Origin of the sequence: Bacillus sp. AFS002410 (genome assembly GCF_002556365.1) — a bacterium.
Classification (GTDB): Bacteria; Bacillota; Bacilli; order Bacillales; family Bacillaceae_G; genus Gottfriedia.
In genome coordinates this window covers 191,800-212,715 of the sequence record NZ_NUEU01000007.1, presented here as the reverse complement: position 1 = coordinate 212,715, position 20,916 = coordinate 191,800, and the positions used below count along the sequence as shown (strand labels likewise).

The 20,916-nt window shown below is 31.9% G+C and carries 21 protein-coding genes, 1 pseudogene and 1 other annotated feature; of the genes and pseudogenes, 15 read left to right on the top strand and 7 right to left on the bottom strand.

The features are described 5' to 3' along the window. The first annotated feature begins 4 nt into the window (after positions 1-4). From CN692_RS06750 to CN692_RS06735, 4 genes are all read left to right on the top strand, one after another. Positions 5-628, top strand: coding sequence for a YrrS family protein (locus CN692_RS06750; protein ID WP_179874382.1), 624 nt, complete (start codon positions 5-7; stop codon positions 626-628). A 283-nt stretch (positions 629-911) separates the two neighbouring features. Next, complete coding sequence (locus CN692_RS06745) at positions 912-1,352, top strand: NUDIX hydrolase (protein ID WP_257143979.1); 441 nt, start codon at positions 912-914, stop codon at positions 1,350-1,352. A 272-nt stretch (positions 1,353-1,624) separates the two neighbouring features. Continuing rightward, positions 1,625-1,999: a hypothetical protein gene (locus tag CN692_RS06740; protein ID WP_098118386.1), complete on the top strand. Its 375-nt coding sequence runs from the start codon at positions 1,625-1,627 to the stop codon at positions 1,997-1,999. Positions 2,000-2,085: 86 nt separating this feature from the next. Continuing rightward, positions 2,086-2,679: a hypothetical protein gene (locus tag CN692_RS06735; protein ID WP_098118385.1), complete on the top strand. Its 594-nt coding sequence runs from the start codon at positions 2,086-2,088 to the stop codon at positions 2,677-2,679. A 325-nt stretch (positions 2,680-3,004) separates the two neighbouring features. Here CN692_RS06735 and CN692_RS06730 read toward each other — a convergent pair whose 3' ends face one another. Then, a complete protein-coding gene (locus CN692_RS06730; RefSeq protein WP_373605022.1) occupies positions 3,005-3,640 on the bottom strand; it encodes an RNA ligase family protein in 636 nt (211 codons plus the stop codon). Between the two features lie 11 nt (positions 3,641-3,651). Beyond that, entirely contained in the window at positions 3,652-4,611 is a 960-nt protein-coding gene (locus CN692_RS06725; protein ID WP_098118383.1) for an AAA family ATPase, read from the bottom strand. A 311-nt stretch (positions 4,612-4,922) separates the two neighbouring features. On the opposite strand from CN692_RS06725, the gene CN692_RS06720 reads away from it, so the two are divergent. Next, on the top strand, positions 4,923-5,540 hold the full coding sequence (locus CN692_RS06720) for a LysE family translocator (protein WP_098118382.1): 618 nt from the start codon (positions 4,923-4,925) through the stop codon (positions 5,538-5,540). 85 nt (positions 5,541-5,625) lie between these two features. Beyond that, positions 5,626-6,201 (top strand): annotated as a pseudogene (locus tag CN692_RS06715) (GrpB family protein). 69 nt (positions 6,202-6,270) lie between these two features. Here CN692_RS06715 and CN692_RS06710 read toward each other — a convergent pair. The 4 genes from CN692_RS06710 to CN692_RS06695 are packed head-to-tail and all read right to left on the bottom strand — an operon-like array spanning position 6,271 to position 9,811. Beyond that, positions 6,271-6,579 carry a CHY zinc finger protein gene (locus CN692_RS06710; RefSeq protein ID WP_098118381.1) on the bottom strand — a complete coding sequence of 103 codons (309 nt, stop codon included), beginning with the start codon at positions 6,577-6,579 and terminating at the stop codon, positions 6,271-6,273. Between the two features lie 43 nt (positions 6,580-6,622). Beyond that, the gene (locus CN692_RS06705; protein ID WP_098118380.1) at positions 6,623-7,723 is read right to left on the bottom strand and encodes an acetyl-CoA C-acyltransferase; all 1,101 of its coding nucleotides are present in this window, start codon (positions 7,721-7,723) and stop codon (positions 6,623-6,625) included. After that, entirely contained in the window at positions 7,719-9,182 is a 1,464-nt protein-coding gene (locus tag CN692_RS06700; RefSeq protein WP_098118379.1) for an AMP-binding protein, read from the bottom strand. The genes CN692_RS06705 and CN692_RS06700 overlap by 5 nt, the downstream gene beginning before the upstream one ends. 50 nt (positions 9,183-9,232) lie before the next feature. Then, complete coding sequence (locus CN692_RS06695; protein ID WP_098118378.1) at positions 9,233-9,811, bottom strand: biotin transporter BioY; 579 nt, start codon at positions 9,809-9,811, stop codon at positions 9,233-9,235. Positions 9,812-10,030: 219 nt separating this feature from the next. On the opposite strand from CN692_RS06695, the gene CN692_RS06690 reads away from it, so the two are divergent. From CN692_RS06690 to CN692_RS06660, 7 genes are all read left to right on the top strand, one after another. Beyond that, positions 10,031-10,534 (top strand): DNA topology modulation protein, encoded by a 504-nt coding sequence (locus CN692_RS06690; RefSeq protein WP_098118377.1) that lies wholly within the window; start codon positions 10,031-10,033, stop codon positions 10,532-10,534. Positions 10,535-10,600: 66 nt separating this feature from the next. Next, the gene (locus CN692_RS06685; RefSeq protein ID WP_098118376.1) at positions 10,601-11,068 is read left to right on the top strand and encodes an oxidoreductase; all 468 of its coding nucleotides are present in this window, start codon (positions 10,601-10,603) and stop codon (positions 11,066-11,068) included. 470 nt (positions 11,069-11,538) lie between these two features. Then, positions 11,539-12,111, top strand: a complete 573-nt coding sequence (locus tag CN692_RS06680) for a VanZ family protein (RefSeq protein WP_257143982.1) — start codon at positions 11,539-11,541, stop codon at positions 12,109-12,111. A gap of 315 nt (positions 12,112-12,426) precedes the next feature. Next, on the top strand, positions 12,427-13,872 hold the full coding sequence (locus tag CN692_RS06675; protein WP_098118375.1) for a DEAD/DEAH box helicase: 1,446 nt from the start codon (positions 12,427-12,429) through the stop codon (positions 13,870-13,872). Positions 13,873-13,999: 127 nt separating this feature from the next. Then, complete coding sequence (locus tag CN692_RS06670) at positions 14,000-14,524, top strand: CbrC family protein (protein WP_098118374.1); 525 nt, start codon at positions 14,000-14,002, stop codon at positions 14,522-14,524. Positions 14,525-14,641: 117 nt separating this feature from the next. Next, complete coding sequence (locus CN692_RS06665) at positions 14,642-15,133, top strand: DinB family protein (protein WP_098118373.1); 492 nt, start codon at positions 14,642-14,644, stop codon at positions 15,131-15,133. Positions 15,134-15,288: 155 nt separating this feature from the next. Further along, positions 15,289-16,563, top strand: coding sequence for a S41 family peptidase (locus CN692_RS06660; protein WP_098118372.1), 1,275 nt, complete (start codon positions 15,289-15,291; stop codon positions 16,561-16,563). A gap of 167 nt (positions 16,564-16,730) precedes the next feature. Here the strand turns inward: CN692_RS06660 and CN692_RS06655 are convergent, their stop codons facing one another. Then, positions 16,731-17,807, bottom strand: a complete 1,077-nt coding sequence (locus CN692_RS06655) for a DUF3900 domain-containing protein (protein WP_098118371.1) — start codon at positions 17,805-17,807, stop codon at positions 16,731-16,733. 287 nt (positions 17,808-18,094) lie between these two features. Here CN692_RS06655 and CN692_RS06650 point away from each other — a divergent pair, with 287 nt between their 5' ends. Both CN692_RS06650 and proS read left to right on the top strand, forming a co-directional pair. Beyond that, on the top strand, positions 18,095-19,006 hold the full coding sequence (locus tag CN692_RS06650; protein WP_179865375.1) for a DMT family transporter: 912 nt from the start codon (positions 18,095-18,097) through the stop codon (positions 19,004-19,006). Positions 19,007-19,089: 83 nt separating this feature from the next. After that, positions 19,090-19,301 (top strand) — a binding site (T-box leader). A gap of 144 nt (positions 19,302-19,445) precedes the next feature. Then, positions 19,446-20,879 carry a proline--tRNA ligase gene (proS, locus tag CN692_RS06645; protein WP_098118369.1) on the top strand — a complete coding sequence of 478 codons (1,434 nt, stop codon included), beginning with the start codon at positions 19,446-19,448 and terminating at the stop codon, positions 20,877-20,879. The last annotated feature ends 37 nt before the right edge of the window (positions 20,880-20,916 follow it).

Here is a 20,916-nt window from a genome sequence, read left to right as displayed (position 1 = left end):
TAGATTGAAAAAATTACAAAGCAATTCTAGAACAACGTCTAGAGCAAAAAAAAGAAAAACCAAATTATTTATTTTAAGTGGATCAATTGCAGTTGTCATTATTGTAATTGTATTTGTTTCAAATTCGATTTTATCGTCTGGAGATAAAAAGCCATCACCTCTAATAGACGATTATGCTTCAGCTGGAAAACAATCGGATAACAACATAAAGAACGATAAACAAGAAGCGGATACGAGTTCAGATGATAATTCTTCACAAGACCAAACTCAAACGGATGAGTCTAATGATAATACATCATCTACAGAAGATAGCTCGGAAACAATCGCACCAGAAACGCCTGAACAAACAGGTGTTACACCGGAAACTCCTGAGCAAACAGGAGGACAGCATGTTACAAGTTACGATTCAAGTTCACAAGATTGGCAGAACATGCTTCAAACAATCGCTACTGCTACTGGACTAGATCGAAGTAATATGACAGTATGGTTTCTAGGAAGCGACAAAAGCAATAAAGGTGGCTCTGTTGGGACTGTATCTTCAAAAGAAAAAGGCTCTCAAAAATATCGTGTGTATCTGCAATGGAACGGCTCAGGTTACATAGCAACAAAAGTTGAACCTGCATCGTAACAAAAGTTAATAGAAATTTCATATTTAATTATTAGACTGTCGAGAATCACTCGGCAGTTTTTTTATTTAGGAAATTGTACATTTTTAGTATGAACAACAAGAATTACTTTGTTATATTATCTCCATTAAGTAGACGGGCACAAAAGAGGGCTGTACCTTTACTTAAGGTGGATTTTCTATTCGAAAAAATGGCAAAACAGTTTAATAAGAAGGAGCCTTATATGTATTAATAGAATAGATAAAAAGTATTATTTAAGAGTTAGAAGTAGAAAGGGGAATTCTTTTGATATCTAAGGAAAAAAGTACAGAAAATATTTCTTTGCCACCAAAACATATTATTTCAGCTGCGACAATAGTAGTTAACGAACATAATGAAATTTTATTAATTAAGGGCCCACTTAGAGGTTGGGAAATGCCAGGTGGGCAAGTTGAAGAGGGAGAATCATTGAAAGCTGCTGCAATTAGGGAAACAAAAGAAGAAAGTGGAATTGATATTGAAGTTGTGAAATTTTGTGGTGTATTTCAAAATGTTAGTAGTTCAATTTGTAATACTTTGTTTTTAGCTAAACCAATCGGAGGAAAGTTAACAACTTCTTCAGAAAGTTTGGAAGTTGGATATTTTCCTATTGAGGAAGCTTTAGCGATGGTAACTTGGAAAAATTTCAAACAAAGAATTGAATATTGTTTGAATGAAAACAGCCATCCATTTTATATAGAGTTTTAATTTCCTTTTTTAGTTACATAAGTATTTCTAAAGGTTGTCTATTTAGATAGCCTTTTTTTAGTTCGAAAAATTAATAATTAAATATAACAGATCTATATTTAACTAAAATTGGAAGTCGACTATGTGTAAACATATATAATTTATAAAATTTATTATAATAGTTCCTTTTCTTTAAAAAATATCTACCAAAAGATTCATTTTTATTCGAATGGGAGGATGTCGCTTAACTTTAATGGAATTATGTTAGAGAATAATTAAAATAAGGAGGGACTATGAAGAAAATTTTAATGATATTATGTTTTATATTTGTATTATTTGGTTGTTCATTGAACACAAATACAGAAAGTAAGGATCCTAAAACAGTTGCAATAGTCGCAGTTTCTGATGTCAATACGATCATTTATAGCTCAGATAAAAACCGTGATCAAATTCGAGAAATTGTAAAAGGATTCGCCTCAAAAAAAGCTCAACCGGAACAAAACGAAACACCAAAAGCAGATTTAAATTTATGGTTTATCAATGAAAGCGGTAAAAAAGAAGAGTTTGCTATAAACTACAACCAAAATTTAGTATTAGGAAAAGGTGGAAAGGTTTATAAAATCAATTCAAAGACAACTGAACTATTACAAGAGCTATTTATGAATTAAAACAAAATTATCGAGAAACATGTTTATGAAGGACGTTTAATTTAGATGAAATTAAATCTTTTTACAGTAAATCTTTTGGAGGAAAAATGAATAATTTTAATTTAATAAATACATTAATTGTATTAGCTATTATAATTTTAATAATGTTTGTCTTAAAGTCTGTTTTAAAAGAAAAGCAACGCACTCAAAGATTATTTATTTATATAGCAGTTTTATTGATAACATATATAGGTTTTAATCTATTTAATACATTTTGTATTTCAGATTTATCAACTAAAGAAGCTAAGGAGTACGCTGTTAAACATAATTTACATTCACCAGAAATTGAACATATTAAAAATAAAACAGTCATTTTTTATGAAAATGACAAGGAATATGGATACTATGAATTATCAAAAATATTTGGGAAAATTCACAAGAGTGGTTCGTCTATTACCGCACTAAATTCGGATAACACAGTTACATCATTTAGTGAAACGGACGAACAACATAATTTTGCAGGAGTAGTTGTTGATAAACCATCTTTATTAAAGCAGGGGTATAAATTAGTTATTATAGATAATAAAGGCAAAAAAATTGTTAGAAATATTGAAGAAAATAAAAAAGTTTATTTCCTAAAGAAAGTGAAAGAAGTGGAAAAAGTTACTATTCAAGACAACAATAACAAAGTAATCTTTTAAGAGTGTGTACTTACATTAAAATTAAATGACTGCTTCGGCGGTCTTTTTTTGCATTAAAGGAATAAATAGTTTCGTATTATTTTATCATGAGTTTTTATAGAAATCTTGGAGAGGAATGGTTAATTAGTGAGATAGACGATAAGGTCTTGTTCGGAGTAGGTAAATATTGATTAAGGAGACGAATTTTATTGGTTAAGCTATGTGACATTTCAATAAATGAATTAAAAGTATATCTAGTTTTCTTTAAATCCATAGAATAAATTACATTGTTCTCATTCCCTTTGTTTTAAATTATATAGCGCGTAATTAAAAAAGTTAACCGTCCTTATTCATGCTTTAGATGATTTGGTTTAATCGGTTTAACCATCCAATGTTCATCAGTCTGCACATGATTTTCTCGAACAAATTTAGCCACTGAGTGTTTAAAATCTTTGTAATCAAATCCATCAGTTAATCGTATAACATATCCTTCTTGTTCTCCACCTAAAATAGACTTTTTTGAATAACAAGCTTTAATCGCTTCTTCATTAAATTCACCTTTATATAAGACCGGTGCAGTCTTTAGTCCTAATAGTTCGGTCCAGGTGACAGTATCATCCCACGAAAGACACTTATTATGTTCATCCCAAATCGAGAAGACATAAAAATAACTTTCTAGTTCATTGTAATGGATTGAATGCATTGCAAAAATGTTTTCTCCGCAAACTCGCCAATGTTCGGGGATTTGATAACCAATCGTTGCTTGTAGCATTTTTACCCAATGCCTAGATGGATGATCCAAACTATCAATTGACCTTGCGTGAATTGCATCTTTATAAATCGAGCAATTTTCACCATCAATTTTTTCTGTTACAACAACTTCTTTACCAATGAAATGTTCAATATTTTTAAGTGTTTTATCATCCGTTGTTTTGGATTCGGACCAAGGTAAATGAAATGTCTTTGGATATTTTATCTTCATCATTTATCACCTCACTTCGCAAATGTATCTGCTTCACGAAAGAAATAAAGTTTTGCGAGTAAATCATCACCTAATAAATGATAAATTTCAGTTGCTCCTTCATTTCCACCGTAGTTAATTAACATGTGCATTTCAATAATCCCTACAACAGCTTGAATGAACTCTTCTTCAAAACCAAGTTCGCTAAGAAAATGGAAAGCAATTTGTGAAGATACTTTTTCGTGCCCAAAGTATGAAAAATATCCTCTAGTAACTTTAAATGTTTTACAAAATAACTTCCCTACATCATGGAACAGAGCTGCCATTTGGAGAATTAGTTTATCCTTCTCTACATACATTTCATTAATGTACTCGATTACTCCATATGTGTGTTGACATAATGGCATAGAATGATACGGGTTTTCTTGATCGAAGCCTTTCATTTTACGAAAAAATGGAACAGACTTGAGTTCATCAAATAGTTTTTCATAAGACACTTCACTAACCAATAATTCGGTTATCTTTTCTTTCGTAATTTCATAAGAAGATGATTCATGTATGATGTGAATCATATCCCATCCTTCATTTTTTAAAGGAAAATCAAAATTCTTCCTCATCTTAACGATTATGCGCTCTTCTACTACTCTCTTTCTCTTTCTATTTCGTTCGACACATAATTCATACGGTACATCCATGTAATAACATTCTTTCTGAAAACTTGCGAATTTTGATAATGCTTTCATCCGTCTTTCACGTTCAATATTTGTAGCATCGATGAGTACACTTTTCCCATCAGCTAGATAACGATTAGCACGTTTGTATAATTCCATATACAAAAGATTCGTTTTCTTTTGCTTATTCACATTAAAGAAAAGTGTTTGGCGCAGCTCATCCGTGGAAAGAATGACAGCATTTTCCTTTTTTGCAATTTGTTTTGCCTTTTCGCTCTTACCACTACCGGGTAAGCCAATCATATAAATCACTTTTTGCATAAAACTTCCTCCTTACAAATAGGCGGATAAGTAAGGAACGACAACTTGATGGAGCAGAGGTTGGGAATTGAACCCATAGTATCATATGAACAATACAATAATAATCCTCCGCATATTAAAATAAGGAAAAATAAACCACTTATAAAGTATTTTATCATATACTGGAGAAATATTATTGAAAATAATCCCTTCGGAAAAATGATTTTACAATAGGGACATAAATACTTAATAATTTATGCTAGTTTTGGTTTTTACTAGAAAATAATGTTATATAATAAGTTTAAAAATAATAGCGAAAGGGGATTATCATGATGATTTCATTCATTTTAGTTGTTTTAACATTATTTTTAATACCAGGTCCAGCTGTTTTGTTGACATTATCACAAACGATGAAAGGCGGGAAATGGAATGGCATTTTAACAGGGTTAGGTATTGCTGTTGGTGATTTAATACATACTTGTGCATCAGTCTTTGGACTTTCTGCAATATTAATGACATCTGCCTTTGCTTTTGAGGTAGTTAAATATTTAGGAGCGGCCTATTTATTTTATTTGGGGATCACGGCATTAATTAGAAAAACTAAAAAAAGTGAGAAAACTAAAGTTCAAAAAGAAGTAAATACCAAACTATCTTTTCGACAAGCTGTGCTTATAGAAGTTTTAAATCCTAAAACTGCATTGTTTTTCTTAGCTCTATTACCTCAATTTGTACAACATAATGGTCATTCAGTATTTATTCAACTATTAACCCTTGGGATAACATTTGTGATACTAAGTATTTTATACACAACTTCACTAGTGCTTTTATCAAGTTTAATTGGGAATAAATTTTTTAATAAAAATAGCAATAGCTCAAAATGGATGGGAAAAACCATTGGTCTAGTCTATATTGGGTTAGGAGTTAGAGTAGCACTTCAAACTCAAGAATAAATTGAGCGGGAACAAAATTAGGAGGCCGGGGTGGCTTCCTTTTTTTTATGATAATAGAATAATTTTATTTGAATGAGGTGGAAACATGGATTCTGATCATCCAAAAATCAATAACTCTAGAATTGAAATACAAGAATATAATGAGCAATGGCCAAAAAAATTTTCAGCTTTGAAGCAAGTCTTAAATAATAGCCTAAAACCACTAATTATTGAAATTGAACATGTTGGTAGTACGTCAGTTAAGGGGCTTGCAGCGAAACCGATATTGGATATAGATGTTGTCATAGCAGACTATAGTAATTTCTCTGAAGTGATAAAAAAACTTGAAGGAATAGGCTATATACACCAAGAAAATTGGAGCTATAAAGGTAGAGAAGCCTTCGGTAGAATAAACTGTTCTGTACCTTGGGATGGGAAAAATACGAATTGGATGGAACATCATCTATATGTTTGTCATAAAGACAGCGAGGAATTAAAAAAACATATTTCATTTCGAAATTACCTTAGATGTAACGCAGGGGCTATTATTGAGTATGAACAGTTAAAGAAATAGCTAGCAAATAATACAAAAGACCGATCAGAATATTCAGTAGGTAAAAGTAATTTTATCAATAAAATTTTAACTAAATACAACGAATCATCAAAGTCACACGAGAAATAAATAAAAAAAAGGAGCTGAATAAAACAGCTCTTCCTCAAAATTGATAGTACGATCTATTAAAAATAAATCTCATTCAAAATACAAATGATAATGATTTTTACAGCCTGGATTAAAATCAGCATGACATTTAGGACATTTGTAGTTACAATCTTGATACTCTTGAATTGTTAATTCCTCATGGCAATCACCACAAAAGATTGCTTTTGTTTCCCATTCGTTTTTATGCCAGACTGTATGTTGATGGTTTACATTTTCCTCATGGCAAAAATAACATCCGTAATATGTGTCACAACATTTGAATTTGATGGCAATAATATCTTTTTCAGTGTGGTAATGTTTGCATCGTGTATGATTGTCAATTGAACCAATTACTTTCATTTACTTTACCTCTCAATTTTAAAATCTAGTATGTATGATCAAATTAATTTACTACTTCGAATAAAACAGCGATTCCGATTCCACCGCCACTTCCAATGGCTGCCAATACATAGTTAGTTTCTAAATTCTTTCTACGTTGTACTTCATAGAAAAGTCTAGTGATCATGATACTGCCCGAAGCTCCGTAAGGGTGTCCGATTGATAAGGCACCGCCACAAACATTTAACTTGTCAAATGGTATGGATAGTTCATTAGAGCAAGCAATAATTTTTGAAGCAAAAGCTTCATTTATTTCAATTAAATCAATATCTGCAATTGTTAAATTATTTCTATTTAATAACTCTTGAATAGCTGGAATAGGGGCAGAACCAGGATAATTAGGATGAATTCCAGCGACTTCACTATCTTTAAAGCGTAAAATAGGTTTTAATCCACAGTTAATTGCTTCATTTTCTTCCATTATTAAAACTGTTGCCGCACCATCATGTATTCCGCAACTGTTAGCAGCTGTAACGGTACCGTTCTTTTTAAACACAGGTTTTGCTCTATGAAGTAACTTTTTCATTTTTCTTTCTTTGAAAAATACTTCATCATGGGTGTGTTCACCAATTGGAAGAATCTCGTCCGTATATAATCCGGTTTTGTAAGATTCCCAGCTTCGTGTATAACTTAATAGTGCATATTGATCTTGAGTTTCCTTTGAAATACAGAATTTTTCAGCTACATTTTCCGCTGCTAAACCCATATCGGGATCGCCAATTTTATCTGGAGCAAATCTTGCCTTGGAAGGGAAAGGGGAGGTGGTAGTGCTTTCAACACCTCCAGCAATATAGCATTTTCCAGCTCCACCTTGAATTAAGTAACAAGCCATCCGAATTGCTTCTAACCCGGCACTACATTGACGATCAATTGTCATACCTGGAACAGAAAGAGGGAGATCAGCTTCTAATGCAGAAACTCTAGCGACATTTCCACCTGGACCGACTACATTGCCTAAAATAATGTCATTAATCTTCTCTTCCAATCCTTTTGCCAAATGCTTAAGTAATGGAGCGGCAAGCTCGTGAGGTTGATATTCCTGTAATATACCACCAATTTTTCCTATAGGTGTCCGCTTTGCATTGACGATTACTGCTCTATTAATTTTTAGTCACCTGCATTTCTATTTGTTTAATTAATTCAGCACGTGCAATTTTCCCGCTAGTTGTATAAGGCATTTCATCTTTAAAAAACCATTTTCGTGGGATTTTATAAGAAGATAAATAGGTCTTACAAAACTTTTTCAACTCAAAAGAATTACATTTCCCTTTAATGACAGCAGCCACAATTTGACCCCAGTATGGATCTGAAAGTCCAATAACGGCAATTTCTTCAACATCAGGATGAAGAGAAATGACTTTTTCAATCTCTTCTGGAAAAATATTAATACCACCGTATAGAATCATATTTTTTTCTCGTCCGTTAATTGTTAAAAAACCATCTTCATCAATAAAGCCCATATCATGGACAGTAGCCCAACCATCTTCGTCCTGAATTGAATGAACTATATTTTCATTTTCTTCAAAATACCCATTGATTAAATATTTACTTCTCACATATATTTTTCCGGTTTCATTTGTTTTTGCGAGCTCTTGATTTGGTCGACGTATTTCTATTTCTACACCATAGCAAGGTTTACCAACCGTTTTTGCTTTCAAAACTCCATCAAGATCAGATAAAACAGTTATGAAGCTTAATTCACTAGCGCCAAAAAATTCAAATATCGACATCTCAGGAAACAATTGACAGAACTCTATTTTAGATTTTTCAGTCCATTTTGCACCTGATGAAAGAATTTTCATTGCTTTATTAACTTGAATTCCTTCTCTAACTAATGCTTCAATCATTGTCGGAACAACGTATATAGTGGAAATAGGTAAATCATTCATCATTGAGAGTATATTATTTGCTGAAAAATTTTCTAATAGTAAAACTGTGCCACCCAAATATAAACTACTAACAGCACCATAAAGAAAGTGTGAATGTATTAATGCTCCAGGTATAAGCGTTACATCAGATTCATCAAGTCCAAAGTCAAAGCGATTACAATCAAAACTAGCAACCCATGAATCTTGTGAGCGCATAAACGCTTTTGGACTCCCAGTCGTTCCAGAAGTAAATCCCACATAGAAAGGTAAATCCTCTTCTAGCTCAATAGAAGAAAAAGTATTAAAATTTGCGATTTCTTGTAAGCAATCATCCAATACCTTCATATTAGGAATGATTGAATGAAATTTAGCATAAATCTCTTTAGTTGTAACAATGATTGAAGGTTTAGAAAGCTTTACTCTTTTTTCTAAATCTGCTAAATTCCATTTCATATCAAAAGGAACAGCAATCCATCCTGCTTTACAAGCACCTGCAAACATTTGTAAGAAGGGAATCCCATTTGGTAAAAGGATTCCAATCGTTTTCGTATTTAATTGACCATGTAGCCAATTAGCAGTTTGGTTGATTAATTGATTCCATTCTTTATAACTGATTTGTTGATTACTAGTATGTATCGCAATTTTCTCAGGAGATAATGTAGCGAATTTCTTATAGGTTTCTGTAATATTTGCCATTATTAATTCACCTCTATAAAAAAGAGACACAGAAGTGTGTCCCGAATAATTTAAATATTTTTTGATGATTGGTTTGAATAATTTGTTGTCAATGAACGTGAAAATACTGGGTGTTGTCTTAGTTTGAATACTAAAATTGAAGCAAGGATCGCTTTTAAAACATCTCCAGGTATGTAAACTAAACTTAGTTTAACAGCAGTAGCTACAGGAATACCCATAATGACAGCTTGTATCGGAATACCGATTAAATAGATTAATAGAATTCCAACCGTTAAATTAATTAATAGAACATGTTTTAATTTTAAAGTTTTAAAACGAGATAATAAATAACCAAGAACAAAAGCTGTAATTGGCCATGAAATCAAATAGCCAACACTTGGTCCTGCAAATACACTTAATCCACCGCGACCACCTGATAAAAGTGGCATACCAACGGCTACAAGTAATAAAAATACTGTTTGGCTAAGTGCACCTAATCTTGCTCCTAACACTCCACCAGTAAGTATAACACCTAATGTTTGTAAAGTAATAGGAACTGGTGTAAAGGATAACATAATTGGAGGCACTTGTCCAAGGACTCCCATAACTGCTGCAAACATTGCTACAAATGTAATTTCTTTAATCTTCATTGTTAGTTCTCCTATTATTAATTTTCTGATAACAACTATCATATTAATGAAACTTGAATTATATGTCAACCTATTTTATTTTTAAGTTAACATATAATATCTTGAAATAGGAAACTAGTACATAGCTAGATAATGCCAATAATAGAAATGATAAAATTTAAATATCTTAGGAACCTAGATTAGATTAATCAACTCTATATTTAAACAGGGAGGACATTCATGAAGAAAATCGTCATCATTGGTTCAGGCGGAGAGGGAAAATCTACTTTTGCTAGACAATTAGGAAAAAAATTAAACATAAACGTTTTTCACTTAGACTCTTTATTATGGAAGCCAAATTGGGAAATAGTACCGAAAGTAGAGCAGATTAAAATACAAAGTGAACTAGTTAAAAAAGAAGAATGGATCATAGACGGTAATTATGGAGGTACGATGGACTTAAGAATAAATGCAGCTGATACAATTATTTTTCTAGATATCCCAAGATTAGTTTGCATTTATCGGGCATTGAAAAGATTCATTCAATATAAAAACATAACAAGACCGGATATGAGAGAAGGTTGCGAAGAGAAATTTGATTTACAATTTTTCAAATGGATCTGGTCTTATCCGAAGACAAAGAAACCATTAATATTGAATAGACTTCAACGAGTATCAGATGGTAAAGATGTAGTTATACTAAAATCTTCAAAAGAGGTTAAGCGATTTTTAGAAGAAAGTTGATAGTTAACGCGCGTATTCTACTTCCATTAAAAAGAAAATTTAAGTAATTAATGTGAGGATGATTAAATGCCGAAAATATCTAAGTTGAGTATCGAAAAACAAACACGGGAAGGCTTTCCTGGTAAAATAGTTTTTGCTAATTTTTTAATTGATGGGATTCCATTAAATAATTTTAATCAAATTAAAGATGAGGATTATGTTTCTTGCTTAGGATGGGGTCCAAAAGTTTTTCAGCAAAAACAAATGGATAGATTATTATTAAAAGTAAAATCAGATTTTGATGATCGAAATTCAATTTATATTTGTCCTTGTTCTGACTTGGGATGCGGTGCAATTTCGTTAAAGATTAAACGGAGTTCAAAAGATGAGAATATTATTATTTGGTATAAATTCGGATATGAAAATAATCTAGAAAATCAGAGTAATAAATTAGTAAATTATTACGGAATCGGCCCTTTTTATTTTGATTGGGAGGAGTATAAAGAAACAATTGAAAGTTCATTACTTTTTGGTGAGCCAGAATATTGGCATTGAAAAATTAAATTTTAAAATGCATGCATTAACTAATTGTCATGAGCTACTTTTGTGGCTCATTTTTTATTGTAGTAAGGATTTCCATTATTATTTAACCAACTTATCACAATAGAAATTTTTACAAATTTTCGACAATTGATTCAATAATATTCCAATCTTGTAATAAAATGCTAAAATTAAATTGTTATATTAATATAAACAAATTAAAACTTTTTAAATGGGAATTTAAGTACATTTAAAAATAATGCTTCTTTTCCGCGTTAGCTCACAATTTAAAAATAATAGGGATTTAAATCCCTTTTCTCCTCTTTTTAACAATTCTTTAAAAGATCATCCGCTGTTTCATGTTATGACTGTATAGTTGTAAAAGAAAAAATACAAAAAAAGACTGTATGTTGTATAATGATAATCAGTATTGGAATAAATTACCAAATTAATTTAAGGAAGAGAGGAGCTCTAAAGTGGAAAAGATGATAGATTTCAGAGGATGGATATTATATGGATCCATTATTATACTCTTAATGATATTAATTGTCTTAAAAATAAAATTTAAAAAAGATATTGTTTATTTATTCTTTTTTTCAATTATGTTTATCTATTTATGCTTTGTTTTAAAATATACTCAATTTCCAATCTATATTTCTCAAACTTATAGGGATATGTTTGGGCTACATACAGGGAGAAATCTGAATTTAGTTCCTCTAATAAACCTTACAAAAGAGGAGTTTGAGACTTCTTCACTTAATGTTTTGATGACAATACCATTTGGTTTTGGTCTTCCATTTATTACAAAAAGTACATTTAAAAAAATAGCCATATCAGGACTGTTAATTGGAGTCATAATTGAGTCATTACAAGGAATCATTGCACTGCTGAATGGTTTCACATTTAGAATTGTGGATATTAATGATGTCATTTTTAATTGTACAGGAACGTTAGTTGGATATATTATTTTTAAAATGTTTTCTTATGTATATAAGTTATTGATAAACAAAGCTAATTTAAAATTAAACCAGTTATTAAAACATATATATGATGCATAAGAAATAAATAATTTGATGAACGCCTAAAATGTTTATTCTAACATTTTAAGGCGTTTTTATTTTAAATCCAAAAATCTATCTTTTTACATATATAAGGTCCTCTTTATTCATAATGTCATTGAACTTTTTATTATGATTTAATCTTTTTAAGAGGCATTTTATATATGCATAGTTAACAAAAGAAATAATTTCAAAATAAAATAGTCGATTTGTATTGCACTTTTCATTTTATGAACTATATTTAGATAATGCATATGATTTTTTTTCCAGAGAATTCTATACATAGATCGAAATAATAAAAAAAGAGGTTAAGAAATGAATAAAACAAGTTTTGAGGATTATCATGTAAGCGAGGAAATTAAAAGAGCACTTGCTGTTTTAAAATACAAAACGCCAACTGAAGTACAGAGTAAGGTTATTCCGTTAGCATTGGAAAAACAAGATCTTATCGTAAAATCTCAAACAGGTAGCGGAAAAACAGCTGCTTTTAGTATTCCTGTTTGTGAAATGTTAGAGTGGGAGGAAAAGAGACCACAGGCCTTAATTCTTACTCCAACAAGGGAGCTTGCGGCACAAGTACGTGAAGATATTACGAATATTGGGAGATTTAAACGTATTAAAGCTGTAGCAGTTTATGGTAAAGAGCCTTTTACGAAACAAAAAGTTGAATTGGAGCAAAAAACCCATGTAGTAGTTGGTACACCTGGACGGGTCCTGGATCATCTTGATCGAGAAACACTTGTAACAGATCAAATAAAGTATCTGATCATTGATGAAGCAGATGAGATGCTTAATAGAGGTTTTATCGATGAAGTCGAAGCAATCATTAGCCAACTACCACAAAATCGTGTAACGATGGTTTTTTCAGCTACATTACCAAAAGATGTTGAAAATCTCTGCCATACATATATGAAAGATCCGATTCAAATTGAGATTGAATCAACTGGAGTAACGGCAGATGCAATTGATCATTATTTAATCGAAGTAAAAGAAGCTGAAAAAATGTCACTTCTTAAAGACGTTACAGTTGTAGAAAATCCAGACAGTTGCCTTATTTTCTGCAGAACTAAAGAAAATGTAGATGCTGTTTTTAGTGAATTAGAACAAGCTAACTATTCATGTGAAAGACTCCATGGAGGACTGGAACAAGAAGACCGTTTTGCTGTTATGGAAGGTTTTAAAACGGGGAATTTCCGCTATCTTGTAGCAACTGATGTAGCTGCTAGAGGTATTGATATTGATAACGTTACATTAGTTATAAACTATGATGTTCCTATGGAAAAAGAGAGCTATGTACACAGAACTGGAAGAACTGGTCGTGCAGGTAATAAAGGAAAAGCAATTACATTTTCAACACCTTTCGAAGGGAAATTCGTTAAAGGAATTGAAAACTATATCGGCTTTGAAATACCTACTACAGAAGCTCCAACTCAACAGGAAGTACTTAGTGGAAAAGCTAAATTTGAAGAAAAGCTTAACAGCCGACGAGTTGTAAGAAATAATAAAACAGCCCGTATCAATCAAGATATTTTGAAACTCCACTTCAGTGGCGGGAAAAAGAAGAAAATTCGTGCTGTTGATTTTGTTGGAACAATCGCAAAAATCCCTGGAGTCACAGTTGAAGATATTGGCATTATCACAATCATGGATAATATGTCATATGTTGATATTCTAAATGGTAAGGGCTCATTAGTTTTACAAGCGATGGAGAATGCGACTGTCAAAGGGAAAAAATTAAAAGTAAGTAAAGCAATTAAATAGACTGTATGAAATAATATGCCTTACGAGAATAAAAGAATATTTTCGTAAGGCTATTTACTATTTTTAAAAGATTTGGATACCATGTTAAAATTAGGAGATAAACTACTTAGAATAGGCGGATACATGAATGGAACTACCAATTTTCAAATATAATCCTAATCCACTTAAGTTAGGAGTAATAATAGAAGAAGAAACAATTTGTCCTGTTTGCAAAAAGAAACAGAATTTTGTTTATGAAGGACCATTTTTCTCAGAAGAAGAAGTTGAAGGAATCTGTCCGTGGTGTATAGCAGATGGTTCAGCAGCAGAAAAATACGATGGAGAATTTCAAGATATCGAATCATGTGATGAAGTTGATGATGAAGAAAATATAGATGAGTTGATTTATCGAAACCCTGGCTACATAGGGTGGCAACAAGAATATTGGCTAAGTCATTGTGGAGATTTCTGTTCAATTATTGATTATGTTGGTTGGGAAGAAATTAAGCATTTAGAAAATGAATTAGAGCATGATATAAACCGTCTCAGTAAGAAACACGGTTTATCTATTCTAGAATTTAAAAACACTCTAGAAATTGATGGTGATTTACAAGGCTATTTATTTCAGTGTACTAGTTGTAAAAAACACCGTCTCCATGCTGATCTGGCATAAACAAACGATACTACTTAGAGGAAATTATCATATGTCATGAAATTGTTCTCCATATTTAATACCATATAAATTTTCACCTTTTTGAAATTTTGGAGATGAAAAAAAGGAGGCAATACAATGAGTAAAAAAGAACTTTTGCAAAACGGAGTCAATCAAGTTTTTTATGATGAAGAATGGTACCCACCAATATCAGATGCTTTAAAAAACCTTACCGCTGCACAAGCATGTTGGCAAGCAGAAGGAATGGCAAGTAATACGATTTGGGAAAATGTACATCATTTACTATTCTTTAAAGAGCGTTTACTTTCACGCGTACATAAAGAAAACTCATATGTTGCACCGCTAAATAATGATGATACATTTGTTCAAGGTGGACCGAATGATGAAGACGCTTGGCAACAAACGGTGAAGCGAACACTGCAAGTTCATGATGCTTTGCAATCTTCTTTATCTTCCATACAAGAAGAAGAACTAGATCAACTAAGCCCTTCTCTACCAATTTGGCAACAATATCTAAATATCCTTTTGCACGATGCATATCACACAGGTCAAATAATCCAACTTCGTAAACTCCAAGGCTCATGGCCATCTAACCGTCCCAATTTATAAATGAAAATTAATAGAGAGGCTGCTTCGGCAGTCTTTTTTCGTGCTAATAGAAAGGTTTTTTTATTTAAAAAAGGTGATTTTGCTTTAAAATAGAATTTCATCAAGTAGAGTTTTTTCATCGTAATCAAAAGAAAACTAACACTGAGGTGATTTTGGTGGAATCAATTTTTAAAGAAATCGTACAAATTATGCATCATGATTATTCTGGTTTTAAAGACAAAGAAGGCTGGGATCAACCTGATTATTTTCTTCATAAAATAAGAGATTTAAAAATACATAATCAGCTTACAAATGAATTATTTACTGAAATTGTGAAAGATTATTTATTGGATTTCAAAGATCAGCATATTTATTTTGAGCAATTAAATAAAGAAAATAATGCTTTAAAAGAACGAGGATTTCGAGTACGCCGATATGAAGATAAATTATATATAACTGAGGTTAGTTCTGAAAATAAATTAACACGAGGAATGTATTTCAAATCTTTAGAAGGATTTACAATCACTGAATTAGCAAAACAGCATAGAAGATTGTTATTTGAATCAGTCACTGAACGTGAAAACTGGACTCCGATTCTTGCAATGTATGATTTTGGAGAAGTAGTAGATTTACAGGGGAATGAAAGCTTATTTTCATTCAACTTTTATGAAAACTCAACTTATAGCTCCGTTTATGCAGTTAAGTCATTAACAGAGAATATTTTACTAATGACAATGACAGACTTTATGGATCCCCAAGAGATTATTAAGCTGATGAACAAAAATCATCAATTACTTGAATCAACTGAACAGTGGATTATCGATGTTCGTAAAAATAATGGTGGGAGTGATGCAAGTTTTTACCCATTGCTTCCATACATACTGCCAGTAGAAGGTATTAATCTAGCGGATTCTGAAGAAAAGATGCTTTTCAATTGTACTCATGCAAACACAAAGCGTCAGCTTGCTGAACTTGATCAAGATATTGAAAGTGCTCAAGATGAACAAACATTAAAATTTCTAAACATCTTTAGAAATGAATGGGAAAGAAATAGCGGAAAAGGATTTGTAGAATTTAATTTTGGGGAGTTATTTGCATCTACGGTTATCAACGGAAAAATAAAACCTAATAAAATCGTTGTTTTAACTGATTGTATGTGTGGAAGTTCAGGAGACTCCTTCGTAGAAATTTGTAAGAATTCTAGTAAGGTAACGGTGATCGGGAGACCTACAAAAGGATTAAATGATTATACAAACTTAGCAACTATGAAATGGAATAATGAATTTGAGCTAATGTATCCAACCTCGCGTCTTTCACGTATTGATAAAGGGCAAGGGATGTCTGGAGAAGGGATTGAACCACATGTATATATTCCTTGGAGCCCAAATCATTTAGAAGAAGATATTGATTTACATTACGCGATGTCAATTTTGGCTTCATTAAGTGTATAAAACTGTAATCATGTTTCATCTAACTAAGTGCAGTCAATAATAGTTAAACAAAGACGACATATTGGTTTAGCACATGGATATTCGAAATATTGTTGCAATCGAAAAGACAGCAGGCTAATAATAGTCCGCTGTCTTTTTCATTCAATATTTTTTTGAGTTCTTATTGTTTAATAACCTGTAATATTCACTTTCTGCCCAATTCTTTCAATTACATCTTCTAACTCATCTGGTTTCAAAAATTCAATCGGAGAAAATCCCTTCTCAAATTGTAACGTATCTGCTTCTAAAATAACGACGTACCGACCATTAACTTTTGCAATATGTAGATTTTCACCAAAATCAGCTAGCATTCCTTTTACAGAAAAGTGATCTGCTTTAAAGGACAATTCAATCTCGGGTGTATGTTCTACAATTTGTGCCGCTGCTTCAATTACTTCATCTGGGGTAAAATGCTCTTGAATTTCACGTTTAGGACTTGCTGCCCAGACTTCCATTGCTGCTTCGAATTGTTGTCTTTCCACGCTTTCTTCTTCAAATACATCTTCAATTTTATCGTAAACCATTTCCATAACTTGTGATTTCACGATTTCTGGCATCGATTCAGAATACGAAACGAATTTTAAGAAGTCCTCAAAATACCTTGCATGAGAAGCTTGATGTATTTTCAATTCTCTCTCTGAAATCATCCCCAATTCTTCCATATAAGGATATTGAATTGATTTCATGTTTTTAGTTGTAATAGCCATTTCTACTGTTTTAATGAGTGTAGATTCATCTGAAATGGATGCAACTTTTGGCTCAAAATCACATTTTAGTACAAATAAGAACGGATCATCAAAATATTTTCGTAGTTTCGCTTGAATGACTAAAAATGCCCCACCACGAACTGCACTCGTTTCAATGTAATTAATTACTAATGTTTCATTTTCTGCCTTAAATTCATCAATAGATTTAGCACCACGTATACGCTGGAATAAATTATAATTTGGATTTGAGTCTAAAGCGTAGCCTTCTTCAACAATAAAGTGACCTAGCTTTGTAGGTACAGAATCAGATTTTGGATGTTTTTCAACTTTTCGATTAACAATTCGCTCAAGTTCACCTTCTAAAAAGCCTTTCAATGCACTCTCTTCAAACGTTGATTCGTCTATTGTTTGAAAATGTTTATATCGTTTATCTGTTTGTTCACCTTTACCCTCAACCGTTACAACGTAAAACGATAAATATGTAATTTCAAAATCCAATCCAATCACCTTTTTCTATTTTCTGTACTTAAGTATATGGATGAGACCAATTAGAGTCAATGATATTGAAAGGAAGTTTTTGTAAAAAAAAATTTGAAATTATTATAAGATAGAATATTTTCAAGTGATAAGACAAATTACTTACACACTATGATAAAATAAGGATATAATTTAATGTGGAGCCAAATAAAATAATAAGTACTTGGATGTGTGAATTTCACATCTTTTTTTTTCGTTTTACTTACAATTTTAGGCGGTCAATCTTATGGAGGGGGGATGAGAGAACCTTGAGAATAGATAGAATAGCTACTATCTCGTTAATTATCGTAACATTACTTTGGGGCACAACTTTTGTAGTAGTCCAAAATGCGATTGCATACGTAGAACCGTTTGCATTTAACGCATTTCGATTTATCCTCGCAACTTTAGTCCTTTTACCATTTTTAGTTAAAAGAAAACAAAAAACTAAAATAACGATCAAACAAGTCGTTAGAACTAGTGGTATTGGATTCATTCTGTTTTTAGGCTATTTACTACAAACATTTGGATTGAAGTACACAACAACATCAAAATCAGGTTTTATTACAGGGCTTTGTGTTGTATTAGTACCAGTTCTCTTATATTTAGTTTATAAGGAGCGGTCAACCTGGTCTACAGTGATCGGATGCTTAATTGCATTACTAGGATTAAGCTTTTTAACATTAGGTGATTCATTTTCAATCAATATTGGAGATGTACTAACGCTTATTGGTGCTTTTGCATTTGCATTTCATATTATTTTATCAGGAAAATATACTAAGCAAATGGACCCACTTACCTTTACAACGATTCAACTAGGAACTGTCGGCATTAGCAGTACAATTTTCTCTCTAATCTTTGAAAATACTTCTGTTTCATTTTCAAAGGAGCTTTGGATCAATCCGACATTCATTTTTGCTGTTATTGTTACAGCAGTATTCTGTACGAGTATCGCATTTTGGGTTCAAATGTTTGCTCAACAACATATTTCTTCAACGAAAGCAGCATTAATTTTTATATTTGAACCTGTTTTTGCAGCATTTACAGCCGTACTTTTTGCGAATGAAACATTATCAATTCAAACACTTATCGGTGGGACTTTTATTGTAGGCGGTATGCTATTATCAGAAGTTCCTTTACCTAAAAGACGAACAAAAGAAGTAAAAAATGAAGCAATATAGTAAGAAATGTATGAAATTTTAAAAAATGGTTAGAATACACATTGACATAAACAATTTGTTCACGTATTATAACTTTAAATTAATAAATGACTTAGAAAAGGAAAAGTAAGTTTATAAGCTTTTTAGAGAGGGAATGGTTGGTGCAAATTCCTAAGTGAGTAAACTGAAACCAGCCTTGGAGTCTCTGTACCGAACTAATAGTAGGCTACAGCGGTTTTCCCGTTAAAGATGTTAAGAGATTATGTAGAGTTTTTACATAATAAGTAGGGTGGTAACGCCATGAATGGTCCCTTTTGATCATTCATGGCGTTTTTTGTTTATCATCCGCTTATTTTCGTATAGATCTATATAGTAATTAGGGTGGTAACGCCGAGAATGGTCCCTTTTGATATTCTTGGCGTTTTTTTGTTTTCTAAAAATTGATGAGGAGTAAAAAAAAATGAGTACAAAAAAATTTGTTGAAGCGATTACAGATATGGATGTTGATTTTGCACAATGGTATACAGATATTGTAAAAAAAGCAGAATTAGTTGATTACTCAAGTGTTAAAGGATGCATGATTTTAAGACCTTATGGTTATGCATTATGGGAAAATATTCAAAAAGAATTAGATTATCAATTTAAACAAACAGATCATGAAAATGTATATATGCCAATGTTTATCCCTAAGTCATTATTACAAAAAGAAGCTGACCACGTAGAAGGATTTGCTCCAGAAGTCGCTTGGGTAACACATGGTGGCCATGATGAATTAGCTGAACCTTTAGCAGTTCGTCCAACTTCAGAAACACTATTTTGTGAGCATTTTTCAAAAATAGTTGAAAGCTACAATGACTTACCAAAACTATATAACCAATGGTGTTCAGTAGTACGTTGGGAAAAAACAACTAGACCATTTTTAAGAACAACTGAATTCTTATGGCAAGAAGGTCACACAGCACACGCAACTGCTGAAGAAGCACAAGCAGAAACAATTCAAATGCTAAATGTTTACGCTAATTTCTTAGAAAACTTCTTAGCAATCCCTGTTATTAAAGGTCAAAAAACAGAAAAAGAAAAATTTGCAGGTGCAAAAGCTACTTACACAATCGAAAGTTTAATGCATGATGGTAAAGCATTACAAAGTGGTACTTCACATAACTTTGGAGATGGCTTTGCAAAAGCATTTGATATTCAATACACTGATAAAAACTCAAAAAGACAATATGTACACCAAACTTCTTGGGGAATGACAACAAGAGTAATCGGAGCATTAATTATGGTACATGGAGATAACAGCGGATTAGTTTTACCTCCAAAAGTAGCACCAACTCAAGTAATGGTTATTCCAATTGCTCAGCATAAAGAAGGTGTAATCGAAAAGGCTACTGAACTAAAAAATCGTATTTCAAAAGTTGCTCGCGTGAAAATCGATACTTCTGATAAAATGCCAGGTTGGAAGTTTAACGAATATGAAATGAAAGGTATTCCAGTTCGTGTAGAAATCGGTCCAAAGGATATCGAAAAGAATCAAGCCGTTTTAGTTAGACGTGATACAAGAGAAAAAACGATTGTTTCTTTAGAAGAATTAGAAGAAAACATTACAAAATTACTTGAAGAGATCCAATCAGCTCTATATGAAAAAGCATTAAACAATCGTACAGAAAAAACATATGAAGCTACTTCAATGGAAGAGCTAAAACAAATCAGTGAAGAAAAACAAGGGTTTTATAAAGCAATGTGGTGTCAAGATTTAGCTTGTGAAGAACAAATTAAAGAAGAAGTTGGATTAACATCAAGATGTATTCCATTTGAACAAGAACAAATTGCTGATACATGTGTCTGCTGTGGAAAGAAAACAGATGTAATGGTTTATTGGGGTAAAGCATACTAATTTAAATTACTATATAAAACAAGGAGATGAATGAACA